Source organism: Pseudomonas sp. RT4P38 (assembly GCF_054897765.1).
This window is the reverse complement of sequence record NZ_CM142703.1, coordinates 4,875,230-4,892,198: the sequence shown is the minus strand read 5'-3', so window position 1 is coordinate 4,892,198 and position 16,969 is coordinate 4,875,230. Positions and strand designations below refer to the sequence as shown.

General features: G+C 60.4%; 15 protein-coding genes and 3 pseudogenes. 10 read left to right on the top strand and 8 right to left on the bottom strand.

What is annotated here, in order from left to right; genetic code table 11:
- Positions 1-8 precede the first annotated feature (8 nt).
- Both ACYZT7_RS22730 and ACYZT7_RS22725 read left to right on the top strand, forming a co-directional pair.
- Complete coding sequence (locus tag ACYZT7_RS22730; protein WP_462038306.1) at positions 9-851, top strand: PhzF family phenazine biosynthesis protein; 843 nt, start codon at positions 9-11, stop codon at positions 849-851.
- Positions 852-879: 28 nt separating this feature from the next.
- Positions 880-999: pseudogene (locus ACYZT7_RS22725) on the top strand (porphobilinogen synthase); the annotation flags it as partial.
- Here the strand turns inward: ACYZT7_RS22725 and ACYZT7_RS22720 are convergent.
- Positions 974-2,512: an FAD-dependent oxidoreductase gene (locus tag ACYZT7_RS22720; protein ID WP_462038305.1), complete on the bottom strand. Its 1,539-nt coding sequence runs from the start codon at positions 2,510-2,512 to the stop codon at positions 974-976. The pseudogene ACYZT7_RS22725 and the gene ACYZT7_RS22720 sit on opposite strands and share 26 nt — an antisense overlap.
- 158 nt (positions 2,513-2,670) lie before the next feature.
- Between ACYZT7_RS22720 and ACYZT7_RS22715 the strand changes: the two genes are divergently transcribed.
- Positions 2,671-3,765: a DUF1615 domain-containing protein gene (locus ACYZT7_RS22715; RefSeq protein ID WP_462038304.1), complete on the top strand. Its 1,095-nt coding sequence runs from the start codon at positions 2,671-2,673 to the stop codon at positions 3,763-3,765.
- A 173-nt stretch (positions 3,766-3,938) separates the two neighbouring features.
- On the opposite strand, the gene ACYZT7_RS22710 is transcribed toward ACYZT7_RS22715, so the two are convergent.
- The 3 genes from ACYZT7_RS22710 to ACYZT7_RS22700 all read right to left on the bottom strand — a co-directional run bounded on the left by ACYZT7_RS22710 (position 3,939) and on the right by ACYZT7_RS22700 (position 5,795).
- Positions 3,939-4,658, bottom strand: coding sequence for an anti-sigma factor (locus ACYZT7_RS22710; RefSeq protein ID WP_462038303.1), 720 nt, complete (start codon positions 4,656-4,658; stop codon positions 3,939-3,941).
- Positions 4,655-5,176 carry a sigma-70 family RNA polymerase sigma factor gene (locus ACYZT7_RS22705; protein ID WP_462038302.1) on the bottom strand — a complete coding sequence of 174 codons (522 nt, stop codon included), beginning with the start codon at positions 5,174-5,176 and terminating at the stop codon, positions 4,655-4,657. The genes ACYZT7_RS22710 and ACYZT7_RS22705 overlap by 4 nt, the downstream gene beginning before the upstream one ends.
- 97 nt (positions 5,177-5,273) lie before the next feature.
- Positions 5,274-5,795, bottom strand: coding sequence for a DUF3455 domain-containing protein (locus tag ACYZT7_RS22700; protein ID WP_462038301.1), 522 nt, complete (start codon positions 5,793-5,795; stop codon positions 5,274-5,276).
- 154 nt (positions 5,796-5,949) lie between these two features.
- Here ACYZT7_RS22700 and ACYZT7_RS22695 point away from each other — a divergent pair, with 154 nt between their 5' ends.
- A complete protein-coding gene (locus tag ACYZT7_RS22695) occupies positions 5,950-6,573 on the top strand; it encodes a glutathione S-transferase N-terminal domain-containing protein (protein WP_462038300.1) in 624 nt (207 codons plus the stop codon).
- Positions 6,574-6,585: 12 nt separating this feature from the next.
- Here ACYZT7_RS22695 and ACYZT7_RS22690 read toward each other — a convergent pair whose 3' ends face one another.
- A complete protein-coding gene (locus ACYZT7_RS22690) occupies positions 6,586-7,026 on the bottom strand; it encodes a CBS domain-containing protein (RefSeq protein ID WP_462038299.1) in 441 nt (146 codons plus the stop codon).
- Between the two features lie 258 nt (positions 7,027-7,284).
- Between ACYZT7_RS22690 and ACYZT7_RS22685 the strand changes: the two genes are divergently transcribed.
- The gene (locus tag ACYZT7_RS22685) at positions 7,285-9,645 is read left to right on the top strand and encodes a DNA polymerase II (RefSeq protein ID WP_462038298.1); all 2,361 of its coding nucleotides are present in this window, start codon (positions 7,285-7,287) and stop codon (positions 9,643-9,645) included.
- On the opposite strand, the gene ACYZT7_RS22680 is transcribed toward ACYZT7_RS22685, so the two are convergent.
- From ACYZT7_RS22680 to ACYZT7_RS22670, 3 genes are all read right to left on the bottom strand, one after another.
- Positions 9,610-10,080 carry a DUF1810 domain-containing protein gene (locus tag ACYZT7_RS22680; RefSeq protein ID WP_449644018.1) on the bottom strand — a complete coding sequence of 157 codons (471 nt, stop codon included), beginning with the start codon at positions 10,078-10,080 and terminating at the stop codon, positions 9,610-9,612. The genes ACYZT7_RS22685 and ACYZT7_RS22680 overlap by 36 nt on opposite strands.
- A 30-nt stretch (positions 10,081-10,110) precedes the next feature.
- Positions 10,111-10,932 carry an aldo/keto reductase gene (locus ACYZT7_RS22675; protein WP_462038297.1) on the bottom strand — a complete coding sequence of 274 codons (822 nt, stop codon included), beginning with the start codon at positions 10,930-10,932 and terminating at the stop codon, positions 10,111-10,113.
- A gap of 111 nt (positions 10,933-11,043) precedes the next feature.
- Positions 11,044-12,192 carry an aldose epimerase family protein gene (locus ACYZT7_RS22670; RefSeq protein WP_462038296.1) on the bottom strand — a complete coding sequence of 383 codons (1,149 nt, stop codon included), beginning with the start codon at positions 12,190-12,192 and terminating at the stop codon, positions 11,044-11,046.
- Positions 12,193-12,335: 143 nt separating this feature from the next.
- Here ACYZT7_RS22670 and ACYZT7_RS22665 point away from each other — a divergent pair, with 143 nt between their 5' ends.
- From ACYZT7_RS22665 to ACYZT7_RS22645, 5 genes and pseudogenes are all read left to right on the top strand, one after another.
- Positions 12,336-13,085 carry a hypothetical protein gene (locus ACYZT7_RS22665; RefSeq protein ID WP_462038295.1) on the top strand — a complete coding sequence of 250 codons (750 nt, stop codon included), beginning with the start codon at positions 12,336-12,338 and terminating at the stop codon, positions 13,083-13,085.
- Between the two features lie 99 nt (positions 13,086-13,184).
- Entirely contained in the window at positions 13,185-13,970 is a 786-nt protein-coding gene (locus ACYZT7_RS22660) for a sulfite exporter TauE/SafE family protein (RefSeq protein WP_462038294.1), read from the top strand.
- A gap of 184 nt (positions 13,971-14,154) precedes the next feature.
- Positions 14,155-14,754 (top strand): biliverdin-producing heme oxygenase, encoded by a 600-nt coding sequence (locus ACYZT7_RS22655; protein ID WP_462038293.1) that lies wholly within the window; start codon positions 14,155-14,157, stop codon positions 14,752-14,754.
- Positions 14,751-15,095: pseudogene (locus tag ACYZT7_RS22650) on the top strand (ATP-binding protein); the annotation flags it as partial. The gene ACYZT7_RS22655 and the pseudogene ACYZT7_RS22650, both read left to right, overlap by 4 nt.
- A 66-nt stretch (positions 15,096-15,161) precedes the next feature.
- Positions 15,162-16,961: pseudogene (locus ACYZT7_RS22645) on the top strand (ATP-binding protein); the annotation flags it as partial.
- Between the last annotated feature and the right edge of the window lie 8 nt (positions 16,962-16,969).

Below are 16,969 nucleotides of genomic sequence, written 5' to 3'. Positions count from 1 at the left end.
GGCAGGCCATGCACTCATTCGATTTCAAGCAAGTAGATGTCTTCAGCCGTGTTGCGCTCAAGGGCAATCCGTTGGCGGTGGTGTTCGGCGCCGATGAGCTCAGCGATGAGCGCATGGCGGCGTTCGCCAGCTGGACCAACCTCAGCGAAACCACATTCATACTCGAACCGCGCGATCCTCGCGCCGATTATCGCGTGCGGATCTTCACCACCCTGAACGAATTGCCGTTCGCCGGTCATCCGACACTGGGCACCTGCCATGCGTGGCTGGAGGCCGGTGGCGTGCCCAAGGGCGAAGAGATCATTCAGGAGTGCGGTGTGGGGCTGGTGCGGGTTCGTCGACAAGGGACAGAGCTGGCCTTTCTCGCACCTCCATTGCTCAAAGCCGGGCCGGTGGAGGCGGATGTGGTGGAACGGGTACGGCGGGGGCTCGGGCTGGAATCGGGGGCGATTGTGCGCACTCAGTGGGTCGACAACGGTGCCGGATGGCTGGCCGTGATGGTCGAGGATCGCCAGCAGGTGCTGGGCCTGCAACCGGATCATTCGCAAATGCTCGGCCTGGCCGTCGGTGTCATCGCGCCATGGCATCCCGAGCGCGATGGCGATGACGCACAGTTCGAAGTGCGGGCGTTCATCTCCGGCGACGGTATGCCGGAAGACCCCGCCACCGGAAGCCTGAACGCCGGGATTGCCCAGTGGTTGCTCAGCGAAGGACTGGCGCCGTCTTCCTATGTGGTCAGCCAGGGCCTGACCATGGGCCGCGCCGGACGCATTCAGGTCGAGCAAGTGGGCGACGAGATCTGGATCGGCGGCGCGGTGGTGACCTGCATCAGCGGAACCTTGACGCTGTAGGAGGCAAGCAGCTGCCTCGCGGGCTCGGCTGAGCCGCCGAGAAGCCGTGCGCGAATCACTGATGGATGAGCAGGAAGGCGCCGACGCGCTGATGGTCAAACCGGCCGGCGCGTACCTGGACATCATCCGCGGGCGCCGAAAAACGGCCGAATCCCGTGATCCCGAAAGTAGCGCTCGATCACCTTGGGATCGGCAGAGTTGTCGGCAATCGCCACGTACGTATCCGGCCGCAACAGATAAAACCCGTTACGCCCCAGGCCCGCCGCTTCAAACGCCGGCCGCCAGTCAAACACATGCAACGGTAAATGATGTTCGTGGCACCAGGCGATCATTTCGTCGCTGGTGTCGCCATACACGTGCACCTGCCAGGTTGGACACTTCAGTGATTCGAAATTGTCCCCCTCACCGTCGTGAGCCCAGGGCAGGCGGTCGCCACCGTGAACATGACCGGCAGCGCCCGTGCTCAAAGGCATCCCGCGATAGTTCAGGGTGATCTGCGACACCGTGCGAAACAGGAACTCGCGGGATGCCTCAAACGATGCCATTTTCGGAATCACGAACGGCGCCAGGCGCGTGCGCAGCAAATCGGCCATGCGCCCTACGGCCGTGACGAAATTGAACACCCGATCGGTGGTGGCGACCAGTTTGCGGGCAAACGCGATGCGCTCGGTTTCATAGCTGTCGAGCAGTTTTACCTCAGCACCGCCGTTCAACACCGCCGCGAGTTTCCAAGCGAGGTTGATGGCATCGCCAATTCCGGTGTTCATGCCCTGGCCACCGGCGGGGCTGTGGACGTGGGCGGCGTCACCCAATAAAAACGCGCGCCCGGTGCGAAAGTGGTCCGCCACCCGATGATGCACGCGGTACGTCGAGAACCAGTTCACCTGTTCAATCTGCACCTTCAAATGTTCGATGGCCCGGCTGCTGACGTCTTCAAACCGGAGGGTTTCGGCATGATCGGCGCGCTCGCCGCGTACGGTGCCGATCAGGCGGGCGCGGCCTGTATCGGCGAAGGGAAACACCGCGAGAAAATCCGCTTCATCGAGATCCACGTGCAGTTCGCCGTTGAACGTCGGCCCGCTGGCCTGCACGTCGGCGACGTAGAAAATCTGCTGGTAGGTGCCACCCGGGAAACCGGTGTCCAGGGTCTTGCGCACAATCGATCGGGCACCGTCGCAACCAGCCAGATAGCAGGCCTGGCAGGTTTCCTGCTGACCATCGGGCAGGCGCAGATGGGCGGTGATGCCGTCGCCGGTTTCCTCGAAACTTTCCAGTTCGGTGTTGCGCTCCACCTTGATGCCAAAGGCTTCGAGGCGGTCTATCAGCAGCCGTTCGTGCTCATCCTGAGGAAAGATTTCGAGGAACGCATAGGGCGTCAGGCCTTCGCCGATGCGGCTCAGCGGCAAGCGCGCCACGGGTTCGCCCTTGACCCAGAAGTTCGCCGCACTCACGCGATGACCGTTCTGCACAATGGCAGTGCTGAGGTCGAGCTGGCGATACAGCTCCAGCGTCCGCGCCTGGACGGCCAGCGCCCGCGAAGTGGTGCCGGGTGCAGACGTCTTGTCGAGGATCCGCACTTGCACGCCAAGCTTGCTCAGCCACAACGCCAGCACCAACCCGGTCGGGCCGGCGCCGATGATCAGTACGTCGCTTCGGTTCATAAGCCTGTCCTCCTCGGGTTGTGGCTCAAGTATGGTTCAGCCCTGGCGTGAGGTCAGGCAGGCTGCCCAACGGAACAGGGGGCGGCAGCCACAGTCATAGCCTGCGCCATGCCATTGGTCGTATGGTTAACCCGGCTCAACGGATTTGATGGAGCAACATGCAAGCCAATCGATTGATGATGAGTGTCGCCGCGCTGCTGGTTCTGGCCGGTTGCGGCTCTCAGCGAACGCAGGAACTACCGGCGCGCAAGCCCGCGGAGGTCAAGGCCGAGATCGTGCGCCTGCTGCCGGCCAAAGCCACTGATCGCCAAGGCTGGGCCACCGATATTTACGCAGCATTTGCTGCTCAGAACATTTATCCATCCACCCAAAACCTGTGCTCGGTACTGGCGGTCACCGAGCAGGAGTCGACCTTTCAGGTTGACCCACCGGTACCGGGCCTGGGCAAAATCGCCCGCGAGGAGATCGACCGCCGTGCCGACAAAGTCCACATTCCCGGCCTGCTGGTGAGCGGTGCGCTGCAGGTGAGTTCATCCAACGGCAAAAGTTACAGCGACCGCCTCAATGCGGCGCGCAGCGAAAAAGAGCTCAGCGCGATCTTCGATGATTTCATCGGCATGGTGCCGATGGGCCGAACGCTGTTCGGTGGCTTCAACCCGGTGCACACCGGTGGGCCGATGCAGGTCAGCATCGATTTTGCCGAGCAACAGGCAAAGGAATATCCGTACCCGGTGAACGGTTCGATCCGGCATGAAGTGTTCAGTCGTCGCGGTGGCATGTACTTCGGTATCGCCCACTTGCTCGGTTATCCGGTGACCTACAAACAACCGTTGTATCGCTTCGCCGATTTCAATGCCGGTTGGTACGCCAGTCGCAATGCCGGTTTTCAGAACGCGGTGAGTCGCGCGTCGGGCATACCACTGGCGCTGGATGGAGACCTGGTCCGCTACGATTCGATCATGCCTGGCGCCACGGAATTGGCGGTGCGCACCCTCAGCAAGCAACTGGGCATGCGCAATCCGACCATTCGGGACCAATTGGAGGAGGGCAAAAACGTCGAGTTCGAGGACACCCAGCTCTATGCGCGGGTTTTCGCCCTGGCCGAGCAGGCAGAAGGTCGGCCATTACCGCGTGCGGTGTTGCCAGGGATCGTGCTGCAAAGCCCGAAAATCACCCGCAAACTCACCACGGCGTGGTTCGCCAAACGGGTCGATGAACGCTATCAGCGCTGCATGGCGCGTGCGGGCAAGTGACCGACCGCAACAAGCAAGCGTAAAAAGACCCGGCTGATGAGGCCGGGTTTTTCATTGAGTACCGCGGTGAAACCATTCATTTATGCAGCGCCTATCAACAAGGCGCCAGTCGTGCTCAGGTGTTTGCCGCCGGAACCTGGGGCGGGGGGATCGCGGCACTTGGGTGATCGCCGTCAGATCACTTTCACCGCTCGGCCGATGAACTGAATCGGCCCCGTAGGTTTGCCGGTCGGCGAGCCATTGGGGTTTTCCAGGGTCAGCTCGAACAGCTGGTCGGGTTGCAGTGGCGGCAACTTGTCCAGCGGCACCGAGAGCATCTGCCCCGGTTTGACCAAGCCCAGGGATACCGGACCTTGCCAGCCTTCAGCCTTGGTCCAGAACTCCAGTGCCTTGTCGGCCGGAACTTCCGCCACGCCCAGCGGAATCAACTGGATTTCCCTTGGATTGTTGGCCTGAATCACCCAACCCGGCGCTTTGTCCTGAGGGGCGACCAGTACCACCAGATAGGTCGGTTTGACCGTGGTTTGCGTCAACATCAAGGCGCCGAGCAGCAAGGTCGCCGCCAGCCCCGCCCCCGCGAGCCCGCGCCACAGCGGCAGCAGGTTCCACCAGGATGACGACGCAACCGCCGTCCCTGCTGGTTGCCGGTTCAAGGCATGCACACTGCGCTCGATGCGCTGCCACAGGTGTGGCGAGGGTGCCAGGGGTTCGGCGAAGTCAGTCAGGTCGAGCAAGCGGCGTTCCCAGGTGTCGACCGCCGTGCGCAGTTCGACATCGTCGCGCAGGCGCTGTTGCACCTCGGTACGTCGCTGTGCCGGGAGCGTGCCCAGCACATATTCGCTGGCCAGCTCGTTGAGCTCTTCCGGGGTTTCATTCGCAGGTCTGGTGATCATCCCATGCACTCCCGCAATGCCGTCAGGCTCCGTTTGATCCAGGCTTTGACGGTGCCCAGCGGGGTGCCGAGTTTGTGTGATATTTCAGCGTGGGAATAACCGTCGACGTAGGCGTGCAGAATGCAGCTGCGCCGCGCAGGTTCCAGGAGTTCCAGACACAGATGAATGCGTGACGAGTGGACCTGAGCATCGAAGGTTTCAGCGTTATCCTGCATGTCGATCTCACCCTGAACCTCGCGGCTGTTGTCACGGATGAAATTGAGCGCCAGATGCCGGGTCACGCTAAACATCCAGCCTCGCGCCGAACCCCGCGCCGGGTCGAACCGCGCGGCGCCGACCCAGATCTTGAGGAACGCATCGTGGACAATATCCTCGGCCAGCGCAGTGTCGCGCACCAGGCGTTTGGCAACCCCCAGCAGGCGCGGACTCTCCTGCACATACAAATCCCGCAGGGCCTGACGCTCGCCGCGAGCGCAGGCAGCCAGATGGGCTTCGTAATCGAAAAGCGGTTGGGGCAAGGACACAGTGCTCAGCCGTCAAAGTGGGCAATAGCCCCGGACCAGAGGACCGGGGCATGTGCAGAGCAGCGTAGACCAATTTCCCGCAGGACTGGTTTCAGTTGGCCGCCCAGAAAATATAGTCCGCCTGATACTTCACCGCTTCCTGCTTGCCCTTGTTGGCGGCCGTGCACTCGGCGCTTGGGGCCACGCCACCCTTGAGGGCTACGCGCTGGATGTAACTCACGTCGCTCATCGCGCCTTTGCCCTCGGCCGGGTTGGCCTTGACCAATTGGTAGGGGAGATTGCCCGGGCTCGACGGTGCGACGGCCAGTTGGGTGCCGGTGACTTTCGAGCCATCTTTCGCCTGCCAGGTAGCGGGGGGGCCGAAGTAGGTGCCGACCTGTTTGCCATTGCGATCATTGAGCACCGCTTTGGGCCCGACAAAAAACCATTCGGTCTGGCCGGCTGCATTGGGCTTGTCACGGCATTCGTAAGTGATCTCGCCGACCCCGGTGGTTTCCATGGCGACCTTGTGCCCCTCCGGCACCTTGATGTTGTCGGGCAGACCCGTCTGGGCATAGGCTGCAGGTATGGCAGCGAGTAAACCGGCAAGGCAAATCAGGTGTTTGGCGTTCATGAATTTCTCTCCGAAAATGAGTAACCCGCTCGGCAGCATCAGGGCTGCTACAGGTACTACCCATCGGAAAGCGATTTGGATGCAGTGGGTAAAAGAAATTTTCTAACATTGCCAGAGTCAGCTGCTACAAAGAGACAATCGCAAGGAGGTGTTTATGTATCAGCTCTACGGACACAAGAACTCTGGAGCTGCGGCGATAGAAGCGGCCCTTGAGCTCTGCGAGATTGCTTACCGTTTCATCGACGTTGAATCTTCTCCTGAAGCGACCCACGCGCTGGAGAAACTCAATCCGCTCAAGCAGATTCCGACACTGCAACTGCCCGACGGCAGCGTTCTCACCGAGAGCGCGGCGATTCTGATTCATCTGGGGCTCACGTTTACCGAGTCGAACCTGCTGCCAAAAAACGCCGCCGCGCGGGATCAGGCGATTCGCGGCCTGGTGTACATCGTCAGTAATTGCTATTCGGCGATTGGCATCATCGATTATCCGGAGCGCTGGTTGGCCGAGGCGGATGGACCGTCCAGACAAAATCTCATGGCCGGCACCCGCGCGCGACTGCATTGGAGTTGGGAGGTGTTTGCCGATCAGTTTTCGGGCGATTTGTACCTGGGCGATGAAACGCCGGGGGCGCTGGATGTTCTGGCGGCGGTGGTTTCCAGATGGGCGGGCAGTCGGGAGCATTTACGCAGTGCCCGCCCCGGGTTTTTCGCCTGGCTGGAACGCATCGACCGGCACCCGACACTGGCACCGGTCTTCGCGCGGCATTGGCCGGCCTGAAAAGAGCTGCTCTTATTCGCCGCGGATGTACTGTTCCAACTGGCGAATCAGTTCAGCCTGTTCGGCGATGGCCTCCTTGACCAGGTCGCCGATCGAAAGCAAGCCGATCAATGTGCCGTTTTCCACCACTGGCAAGTGGCGCAGGCGTTTGTCGGACATGATGCCCATGCAGGTTTCGACGGTTTGATGGGTGTCCACGGTGATGACCGGCGAGACCATGATGTCTTCGACCGGCGTACCGACAGAGGAGCGGCCCTTGAGCACAAGTTTGCGCGCATAGTCGCGCTCGCTGATGATGCCGACGACCTCGCCATTCTTCACGACCGGCAATGCGCCGACGTTTTTCGCGGCCATGACCATCAGCGCTTCCAGCACCATTTGATGCGGCGCAATGATGTGGACTTCATGATTCTGTTCAGCCTTTAACTTCAGCAGTTGGGCGACGGTTTTCATGGCGGTTTCTCAGGTGTTGTCGTTGTCCCTGAAGAATCGTAGACCCAGGCGCTGAGGGCAAGGGAGAAAGCGGCAGATAACACGCAAAAAACGCCATTCAGTGGTTTTTCTTGCGAAAACCTCACGTACCCGGTCGATAAACGCCTGCAATTCGGCAGCGACTTCAAGAGCCACAGGCTGCCAAATCCTTAAGCCCCCACGCTATCCATCCCGATCCCGCGTAGAATCCCCCTCTGAATCAGATGCGAGGTTGCAGCGGTGGATTTACAGCAGGGCTTCGTCCTGACCCGGCATTGGCGCGATACCCCGGCCGGTACGGAAGTCGAGTTCTGGCTGGCGACCGATACCGGTCCCCAGCGGATCCGCCTGCCTCATCAACCGTCGGTGGCGTTCATCCCCGCAGTGCAACGAGAGCAGGCCGAAGTGCTACTGCGCGGCGAAAAGAACGTCGAGCTGCGGCCGTTGGCGTTGCTGGATTTCGAGCACCGCCCGGTACTCGGTCTGTATTGCCAGCAGCACGGTCAGTTGATACGCCTGGAAACCGCGCTGCGCAAGGCCGGCGTCGACATGTTCGAAGCTGATGTGCGCCCGCCGGAACGCTACATGATGGAGCGCTTTATCACCGCGCCAGTCCAATTCAGTGGCACTCCGAATACCGAGGGCCTGCTGCTCGATGCGCAGATGAAACCCGACCCCGACTATCGCCCGAGCCTCAGGCTGGTCTCATTGGACATCGAAACCACCGCTCACGGCGAGTTGTACTCCATCGCCCTGGAAGGCTGCGGCGAGCGCCAGGTCTACATGCTCGGCCCGCCCAACGGTGATGACAGCGAGGTGGATTTTCAGCTCGAGTACTGCGACTCCCGAACGCTGTTGCTGAAAAAACTCAACGAGTGGTTCGCCCACCATGACCCCGACGCGATCATCGGCTGGAACGTCGTGCAGTTCGACCTGCGCGTACTCCATGAACACGCCCGGCGCCTGGCGGTGCCGCTGAAACTGGGGCGTGGCGGCGAAGAAATGCAGTGGCGCGAACACGGTAGCCGCAACCATTACTTCGCCTCGGCCGCCGGCCGGCTGATCATCGACGGCATCGAGTCCCTGCGCTCGGCGACCTGGAGTTTCCCCTCGTTCAGCCTGGAAAACGTCGCGCAAACCCTGCTTGGCGAGGGTAAGTCGATCAGCACGCCGTACCAGCGCATGGACGAAATCAACCGCATGTTCGCCGAGGACAAACCGGCCCTCGCCAAGTACAACCTCAAGGACTGCGAGCTGGTGACGCGGATTTTCGCCAAGACCGAGTTGCTGATCTTCTTGCTGGAACGGGCTAGCGTCACCGGATTGCCGGCAGACCGCAGCGGCGGCTCGGTGGCGGCGTTTACGCACCTTTACATGCCGCTGATGCACCGCCAGGGTTTCGTTGCGCCGAACCTTGGGAACAAGCCTGCGCAGGCCAGCCCCGGCGGTTTTGTCATGGACTCGCAACCGGGCCTGTACGAGTCAGTGCTGGTGCTCGACTACAAAAGCCTCTATCCCTCGATCATCCGTACCTTCCTCATCGACCCGGTGGGCTTAATCGAGGGGCTTAAACATCCCGATGACAGCGAGTCGGTGCCGGGCTTTCGTGGCGCACGCTTTTCAAGAACCCGACACTGCCTGCCCGCTATCGTTGCCCGGGTTGCCGAAGGCCGTGAAACCGCCAAGCGTGAACACAATGCGCCGCTGTCCCAGGCCTTGAAGATCATCATGAACGCGTTCTACGGCGTGCTCGGTTCCAGCGGTTGCCGCTTCTTCGATACACGCCTGGCGTCGTCCATTACCTTGCGCGGCCACGAGATCATGCTGCGTACTCGACAGCTGATCGAAGCCCAGGGCCACACGGTGATTTACGGCGACACTGACTCGACCTTCGTCTGGCTGCGCCGCGCGCACGGTCAGCAGGAAGCCGCACAGATTGGCCGCGCGCTGGTGGATCACGTCAACCAGTGGTGGCGCGAGCATGTGCAGCAGGAATACGGTCTGGAAAGTGCGTTGGAGTTGCAGTTCGAAACCCACTACAAGCGCTTTCTGATGCCAACCATTCGCGGTGCCGAGGAGGGCAGCAAGAAGCGCTATGCGGGGCTTGTGACCCGCGCCGATGGCACCGATGAAATGATCTACAAAGGCCTGGAAACCGTGCGCACCGACTGGTCGCCGCTGGCCCGGCAATTTCAGCAGGAGTTGTACCTGCGCATCTTCAATCGCAAGCCCTATCAGGATTATGTCCGCGACTACGTGCGCAAGACGTTGGCGGGAGAATTCGACGACCGCCTGATCTACCGCAAGCGCCTGCGCCGCACCCTCGACGACTATCAGCGCAACGTGCCGCCCCACGTGCGGGCCGCGCGAATTGCCGATGATTACAACGATCAGCAGGGTCGCCCGCGGCAATATCAGAACGGTGGCTGGATCAGCTACGTGATCACCATCGCCGGGCCCGAACCGCTGGAAATTCGCAGCGCGCCCATCGACTACGACCACTACGTCACCCGGCAACTGCAACCGGTAGCGGACGCGATTCTGCCGTTCGTGGACGACGACTTTTCAACCTTGATTGGTGGGCAGTTGGGCCTGTTTTGAATCCAGCAGCAACAACGTCCAGTCATCCAGGATGCCGTGGAAATACCGGTCCAGTGCTTGATGAAAGTCGCTGTTAGCGCCGGCAACCTGGGCAAACAGCGTCATGGAAGAGTGAAACTTGAGATCGTCGGGGTGGCCGAAGATGGCGGCAATTGAGCTCTTTTCGATGTTCAGCACCAACTGAGTGCAGGTGCGCAATCGTGAACCCAGCAGCGGATGATTCAGGTACGCCGCCGCTTCCTCTTTGGAACGAATGGCAAAGTGGCGGGACATCTCGCTGCCGCCTAACCCTGCGAATTGCGGAAAGATGAACCACATCCAGTGGCTGCGCTTGTGACCCTCCTTCAGCTCGGTCTGGACCCGTTTAAACACCGGGTCCTGGGCCAGGATAAAGCGTTGTAGCTTAAAGGAATCGAGCTGATCGGTGCTTCTCATGCAGAAGCCCTCTGACAAAACCGCGATGGCTCAGACCATGGCCAACCGCTGTTTGTGTTGTGGCGCGCGAAACGCGTGGTCCAGCGCCTCCAGATCCCCAGCTTCGAGCCGTAATTGCGCCGCTTGCGCATTCAGTTGCACATGTTCAGGTTTGACCGCTTTGGGGATGGCGATCACACCTTCCTGTCGCAGAATCCATGCCAGCGATACCTGGGCAGGCGTCACCCCGTGACGGGCGGCAACCTGCTTAAGGGTTGAATTGACCAGCATATGCCCACCCTGGCCAATCGGACAGTAGGCCATGACTGGCAGGTTTTGCTTCTGGCACCAGGGCAGCAAGTCGAAATCGATGCCGCGTTCCTCCAGGTTGTAGAGCACCTGATTGGTGGCACAGGCCGGGGAGGCCAGTTCTTCCAGGTCGTCGACGTCGAAATTGGAGACGCCCCAGCGACCAATCTTGCCTTCTTCGCGCAAGCGTTCGAAGGCCTCGACCGTTTCTTCGAGGGGATACTGGCCGCGCCAGTGCAGCAGGTAGAGATCGATGTAATCGGTATCCAGTCGCCGCAGACTGCGCTCGCACGCTTGGGGGATGCCTTTGCGGCTGGCGTTGTGCGGGTAGACCTTGCTGAGGAGAAAGACGGTATCGCGCAGACCTGCAATGGCTTCACTCACCACTTCCTCAGCACCGCCTTCGGCGTACATTTCCGCGGTGTCGATCAGGGTCATGCCCAGTTCGATTCCCTGGCGCAGCGCCGCGACTTCTTGAGTGTGTCGGGAGCGGTCTTCGCCCATGCGCCAAGTGCCTTGGCCGATGACCGGTACATAGACGCCAGCCAACTCTAGGGTCCGCATCAAAACCTCCTTTCTGAATTTCGATCGATACTTTAGTGGGCAGCAGAATAGCCCGGTGGTTCCGTCGAGCACCAGAAAGGCGGTAACAGCAAATGCGTCGGCGTCGCAGGTTTACTGGGCAGAAAACTTCAGGACAGTGCTCTGGGTGTAGGTCTTGCCGGGGTCCAGCCGCGTGGACGGGAAGGTCGGCTGATTCGGTGAGTCCGGATAATGCTGGGTCTCCAGCGTGAACGCCCCCCAGTGCGGATAGACCTTGCCAGCCTTGCCCTTGACCGAGCCATCGAGGAAGTTGCTGGTGTAGAACTGCACGCCGGGTTCGGTGGTGTAGAGCTGCAATCGGCGGCCGGATTGTGGATCGCTGACTTCGGCGGCGAGTTTGCTCACATCGCCGTTGGCGTCCAGTGCCCAGTTAAAATCGAAGCCGCCCTGTTTCGGCTCGGCGAACTTCAATTGCGGATGATCAGCCTTTATGTTTTTCCCGATAGCAGTCGGTTGAGTGAAGTCCATCGGCGTGCCGGCCACCGGGGCCAATTCACCCGTCGGGATCAGCTTGCCGTTGACCGGTGTGTAGTGAGTGGCGTGCAAGGTCACCATCTGTTTCAGCACATCACCGTTGCCCGCGCCGGCCAGATTGAAATAGCTGTGATTGGTCAGATTCAGGACCGTGGGTTTGTCGGTGGAAGCCTTGTACTCGATGCGAAGTTCGTTGTCCTCGTTGAGGCTGTAGGTGACCTCGGTTTTCAGGTTGCCGGGGAAGCCCATTTCACCGTCTACCGACAGATACGTCAGGGTCACGCCCACCGAATCCTTGCCTGTGCTCGGTTGAGCTTTCCAGACGTGTTTGTCAAAACCCTGAGGGCCGCCGTGCAGCGAATTGGAACCCTCGTTAAGCGGCACCTGATAGCGCTTGCCGTCCAATTCGAAAGCACCGTTGGCCAGACGATTGCCGAAGCGCCCGATGGTCGCACCGAAATACGCGGTGCCGCTCTGATAACCCTGTACGTCATCAAAACCGAGCACCACATCCTCGAACTTGCCGTTTCTGTCCGGCACTTTCAGCGACTGCAGGATGCCGCCGTAGGTAATGACCGTGGCAGTCAGGCCATGGCTGTTGCGCAAGATGTATTGCTCGACGGGTGTGCCGTCATTGGTTTTGCCGAAGGCCTTGTGTTCGCTGGACAGGCCCGCAGCCTGGGCGGAGAGGGTGGCGATCATCAGGGACAGTCCGAGGGCGCAGAGTGAGTGTCGGGATTGAAGCATGGTTATGACTAATGTGATGATCCTCTTAACGACGGCCAACGCTTACGGACCGTCGGCACTGCACTTTTTCAGAATTCACGGCTCTATCCTTGGCCAGCCTGCGGCGATCCCCACCGCCGGCCCATGCCCAAGTTCAAGAACCCATGGCTCGAGTTTTACCCCTCACCACCACGCCAATCCGCCGCCATTGCCTGCTGTTTGCCTGCTTGTCGATGCTCGCAGCCACCGGGTGCAGTCAGCAGCAGGGCAGCGACATCGTCAGCCAGTTCCGCGAAGGCAAACCCCAGGAATTCCTCCAGACCAGCGTCGACCGCATGGCGACCCTGGCGATGCGTGACAACCTCGACAGCCTCTATCTGCTGATGAGCAAGCTCTACCTGCGCAACCCGGACGAGCTGAAAAAATCCGGTTTCCTCGATGCCCGCACCGCTGGCAAGCAAGTGCGCATGGCCATCGAACAGCAACAGCCGCTGCCTACCCTGGGCGGCAAAAAAGACCTGGCAGCGCTGAGTTATGCCATGAGCCCGGAATTTCTCGGCGACCGGGTCGGTGCTTTCATCTATGCCATCGGCAGCATGCTCGTCACCGCCCACGGTAATCGGCTCGAGTTCTACATGACGGATGCGATTAACCCGACGTTCGTCAGCAACGCTGCCCGCAACATCGAGAAAGCCACCTGGATACTCAGCCAGCGGCAAAACAAGCACGGCGAGCCGTTGCTGTTCTCCAACGAAATTTCAGAGGAGGGCAGCAACCTGAGTTTTGCCGTGGAGTTCGGCAAGATCGTCGCGCGAATGGACCTGCTCACGCAGTTGCTCGACGAACGCTACCGCCGGATCGGTTTGAATTACGCGCAGAGTTTGTTGTTTTTGAATTTCTTGCCGGTGCAGTAGCAAGGAAGTGCATAAAGATAGATCGCATCGATATAAGTGGTTATAAGAAAAATCGCTATGCTGCGGGCCAGATTTTTCATGCGTTTTGTGGGCGTGTTAATGGAATTCGGTAATTTCGGTTTAGTCGTTGCAGGTCTGGTAGTTGGCTTTATTGTCGGGATGACTGGGGTGGGTGGTGGTTCGTTGATGACCCCCATTCTGTTGTGGTTCGGTGTCAATCCGGCCACCGCGGTGGGGACGGATTTGCTGTACGCGGCGATTACCAAGTCCAGTGGCGTGCTGGTTCATAGAAAGAACAAGAACATCGACTGGGCAATTACCGGTTGGTTGACCCTCGGCAGTGTGCCGGCGGTGGCACTGACGCTGTGGTTCCTGAGCACCTTGCAGACATCACCCGAGGCGATGAACGCTGTTATCAAACAGGCGTTGGGCTTTGTATTGTTTGCCACGGCGCTGGCGATTTTCTTCAAAAAACGCCTGCTCGATTTCGCCCATAAGCGTGCGGGAGGCAATTACAACCCCAGCGGCAACCGCTTGAATGCACTGACCGTGATCACCGGCCTGGTCCTCGGCACCATGGTTGCCCTGACCTCCATCGGCGCTGGCGCCCTGGGCACTGTCGCGTTGTTCATTCTTTATCCGCTGCTGCCGACCCGCCGTCTGGTGGGCACGGAAATCGCGCACGCCGTACCGCTGACCCTGGTTGCAGGCCTTGGCCATGCGAGCATGGGCAACATGGATTGGCATGTGCTGGGTTACTTGCTGGTCGGTTCGCTGCCGGGGATTTACCTGGGCAGCCACCTGACGGGCCGCATCTCCGATGAAGTGTTGCGTCCTTGCCTGGCCACGATGCTGGTGCTGATCGGTTACAAACTGGCCTTTTAGGCCGCACAGGTTCCAGAAACAAACCACCTCCTGCGCCGTATAGGTGCTACGGTGAAAAGCCCGCCTTCATTTACCCGTGAATGACCTGTCGGCATTTCCCCGTGATCGACAAGAGGTGGCACGTGTACACGCTAATCGCTGAATATCAAAGCCACGAAGCCGGGTATAGCCTCGACAGGCTGTCGTGACCGCCCTGCCCAAAAGCCTGCCGCTGATTCTCAGTGAGCTGCGCACCGCGACGACCCGGCAGCATCAAGTGCTGGAAAAACGCATTCCGTTTTTCACCACCGATTTATTGCTCTACACCCGCCTGATCAAGGCTTACTACGGTTTTTATCGGCCGCTGGAAAACCTGCTGTGCCAGATGGCGATGACCATTCCCGATCTGGACTGGCTGATCCGTAGCAAAACCCCGTCGCTTGAAGCCGATCTGTATGCCTTGGGTCTGGACGCTGGCGCCATTGATGCCATCCCCCTCTGCCAGTTTTCCCTTCAGCCCCGCTCCGTTGCCGATGTGCTGGGCGTGCTGTACGTCCTTGAAGGCGCGACGCTGGGCGGTCAATCGCTGCGCAACGGCCTGTACTCGCGCCTCGGTGTCGACGAACACACGGGCGGCCGCTTTTTTGCGGTGTACGGCACGTCGACTTTGCTGATGTGGCGCGGTTTCCTGGCGTGCCTGTATGAGGTGTGTGGTCCCGCTGAACGGGCGGCGTCGGTGACCGCGGCCCAGGCGACGTTCGAGGCCTTCGAAGGTTGGCTTGAGCGCTGCGAGGTATTGGTATGAATCGCCTCACTGATGAGCAACTTGACGCCGCGCTCGCCGAGTGCGCCCGCGAAGCGATCCGGATTCCGGGGTCGATCCAGCCCCATGGCGTTCTGCTGGCCCTGAGTGAGCCTGAGTTGATCATCCAGCAGATCAGCCGCAATTGTGCGTCGTTGCTCGGTCAGACGGCGGCGGCTTTATTGCAGCACCCTTTGACGATGCTGTTGGGTGCCGCGGCGGCAGAGCAGGTTCGTCAGGCGCTGTTGTTGAATGATCTGGAGGATGCCAATCCGTTGGTGCTGGAGATGGGGGCGCAGCGGTTCAACGGATCGCTCAACCGACATGACGGCGTGATTATTCTTGAACTGGAGCCGTTGCACGACGCTGCACCGGACAACACCGGCATACTGCTTCGGGCCTTGCGGCGGATGCAGGCAGCCAGCACGCTGGACGACTTGTACACCGTCAGTGTCGATGAGATCCGCCGCCTGACCGGCTTCGACCGGGTGATGATTTATCGCTTCCAACCGGCGGGGCATGGGCAAGTCATCAGCGAGGCGCTGGGCGGGGTTCTGCCCGGTTACCTGGGGCAATGTTTCCCCGCCTCGGACATTCCCCTGCAGGCGCGTGAGTTGTATCGCCTGAACTGGATCCGGGTGATCCCGGATGCGCGCTATGTGCCGGTGCCGATTCTTCCGGTGTTGCGCCCTGACACCGGACAGCCGCTGGACCTGGGGTTTTCGGTCCTGCGCAGCGTGTCGCCGGTGCACTGCCAATACCTGGAAAACATGGGCGTGCGGGCCTCCATGAGCCTGTCGCTGCTTGCGAGCGATCAGCTTTGGGGACTGATCACGTGCGCCCATCCTGAACCGCTGCTGGTGAGCCATTCGGTGCGCACGATGTGCGCCGCGATCGCCCAGTTGCTCAGCGTGCAGATCACGGCACTGCACGCCCGGGACGAACAGCGCCAGCGTGAACAGAAATCCCGGCTGATCAATGAACTGACCGCAGCGATGCGCCTGGCTGACAGCGATGTGCTGGAGGGGCTGCTCAACCACCCGAAGCCATTGCAAGCCCTGACCGGGGCCAGTGGCGTCGCCGTATTGATCGAAGACCGCTTGCAGCTGTTCGGTGAGTGCCCGACGGTTGAGCAGGTACGTGCGCTTTACCTGTGGGTGCGCGAGCAATGCCTGGCAAGCGGCGAGCCGCTGTTGACCGACCACCTGCAAGGCCTGCACGGTGCCAGCGCCCTCTACAGTGACGTGGCCAGCGGTCTGTTGGCGTTCGTGCTGCCCAAACCGGTGGACAACGGCGTCCTGTGGTTCCGCCCGCAGCTGCGCTCCAGCATGAAGTGGAGCGGTAATCCTGATGAGCATTTCAGTGCCGCAGGCGACAACCGTCTGCAACCGCGTACATCCTTTGCGCTGTGGGAACAGCAAGTGGAGGGCAGGGCGCGCGAATGGAGCGCGGCGGATGCTTATGCGGTCAGTGAGCTACGCCGCAATGCCATCGAAAACGACCTCGCCCGTCAGGTGCTCCGCGAGCATGAAGCAGTCCGCAAGCGTGATGAGTTGGTGGCGGTGGTGTCCCATGACCTGCGCAATCCGATGACCATTATCATCATGCAATGCGGAATGATGCAGCGCCTGGTCGCCAAGGACGAAGGCAAGCATACCGTGCGCCTGAGCGCGGCCCTGGGCACCATGGAGGAAGCCACCGCAAGGATGAACACCCTGATTGCCGATTTGCTGGACAAGTCGAAACTCGATGCAGGCAAGTACCCACTCGAGTGCAAACCGCTGGATGTGGTCAACCTGCTTGAAGAGGCCTGTGGGTTGCTGGTGACCCTCACGTCTCACAAAAACATCGAACTCAACTGCAGCAGTTCTGAAGGATTGAGCATCGACGCCGATCCCCAGCGGTTGTTCCAGGTGCTGTCGAACCTGTTGGGCAACGCGATTAAATTCACCCCCTCGGGCGGACGTATTGACCTCAGCGCCCGCCAGGTAGACGGCAAGGTGCTGATCTCGGTGCGCGACAACGGCGGCGGTATCCACGCCGTGCATTTGCCGCACATCTTCGAGCGCTACTGGTCGGTTCGTGACGGTAATCCCAACGGCAGTGGCCTGGGTTTGTACATCTGCCGCAGCATCGTGCAGGCGCATGGCGGAGAGCTTTGGGCCGAGAGCGAACCAGGGATTGGCAGCGTGTTTACCTTTTCCATTCCGGCGTTGGC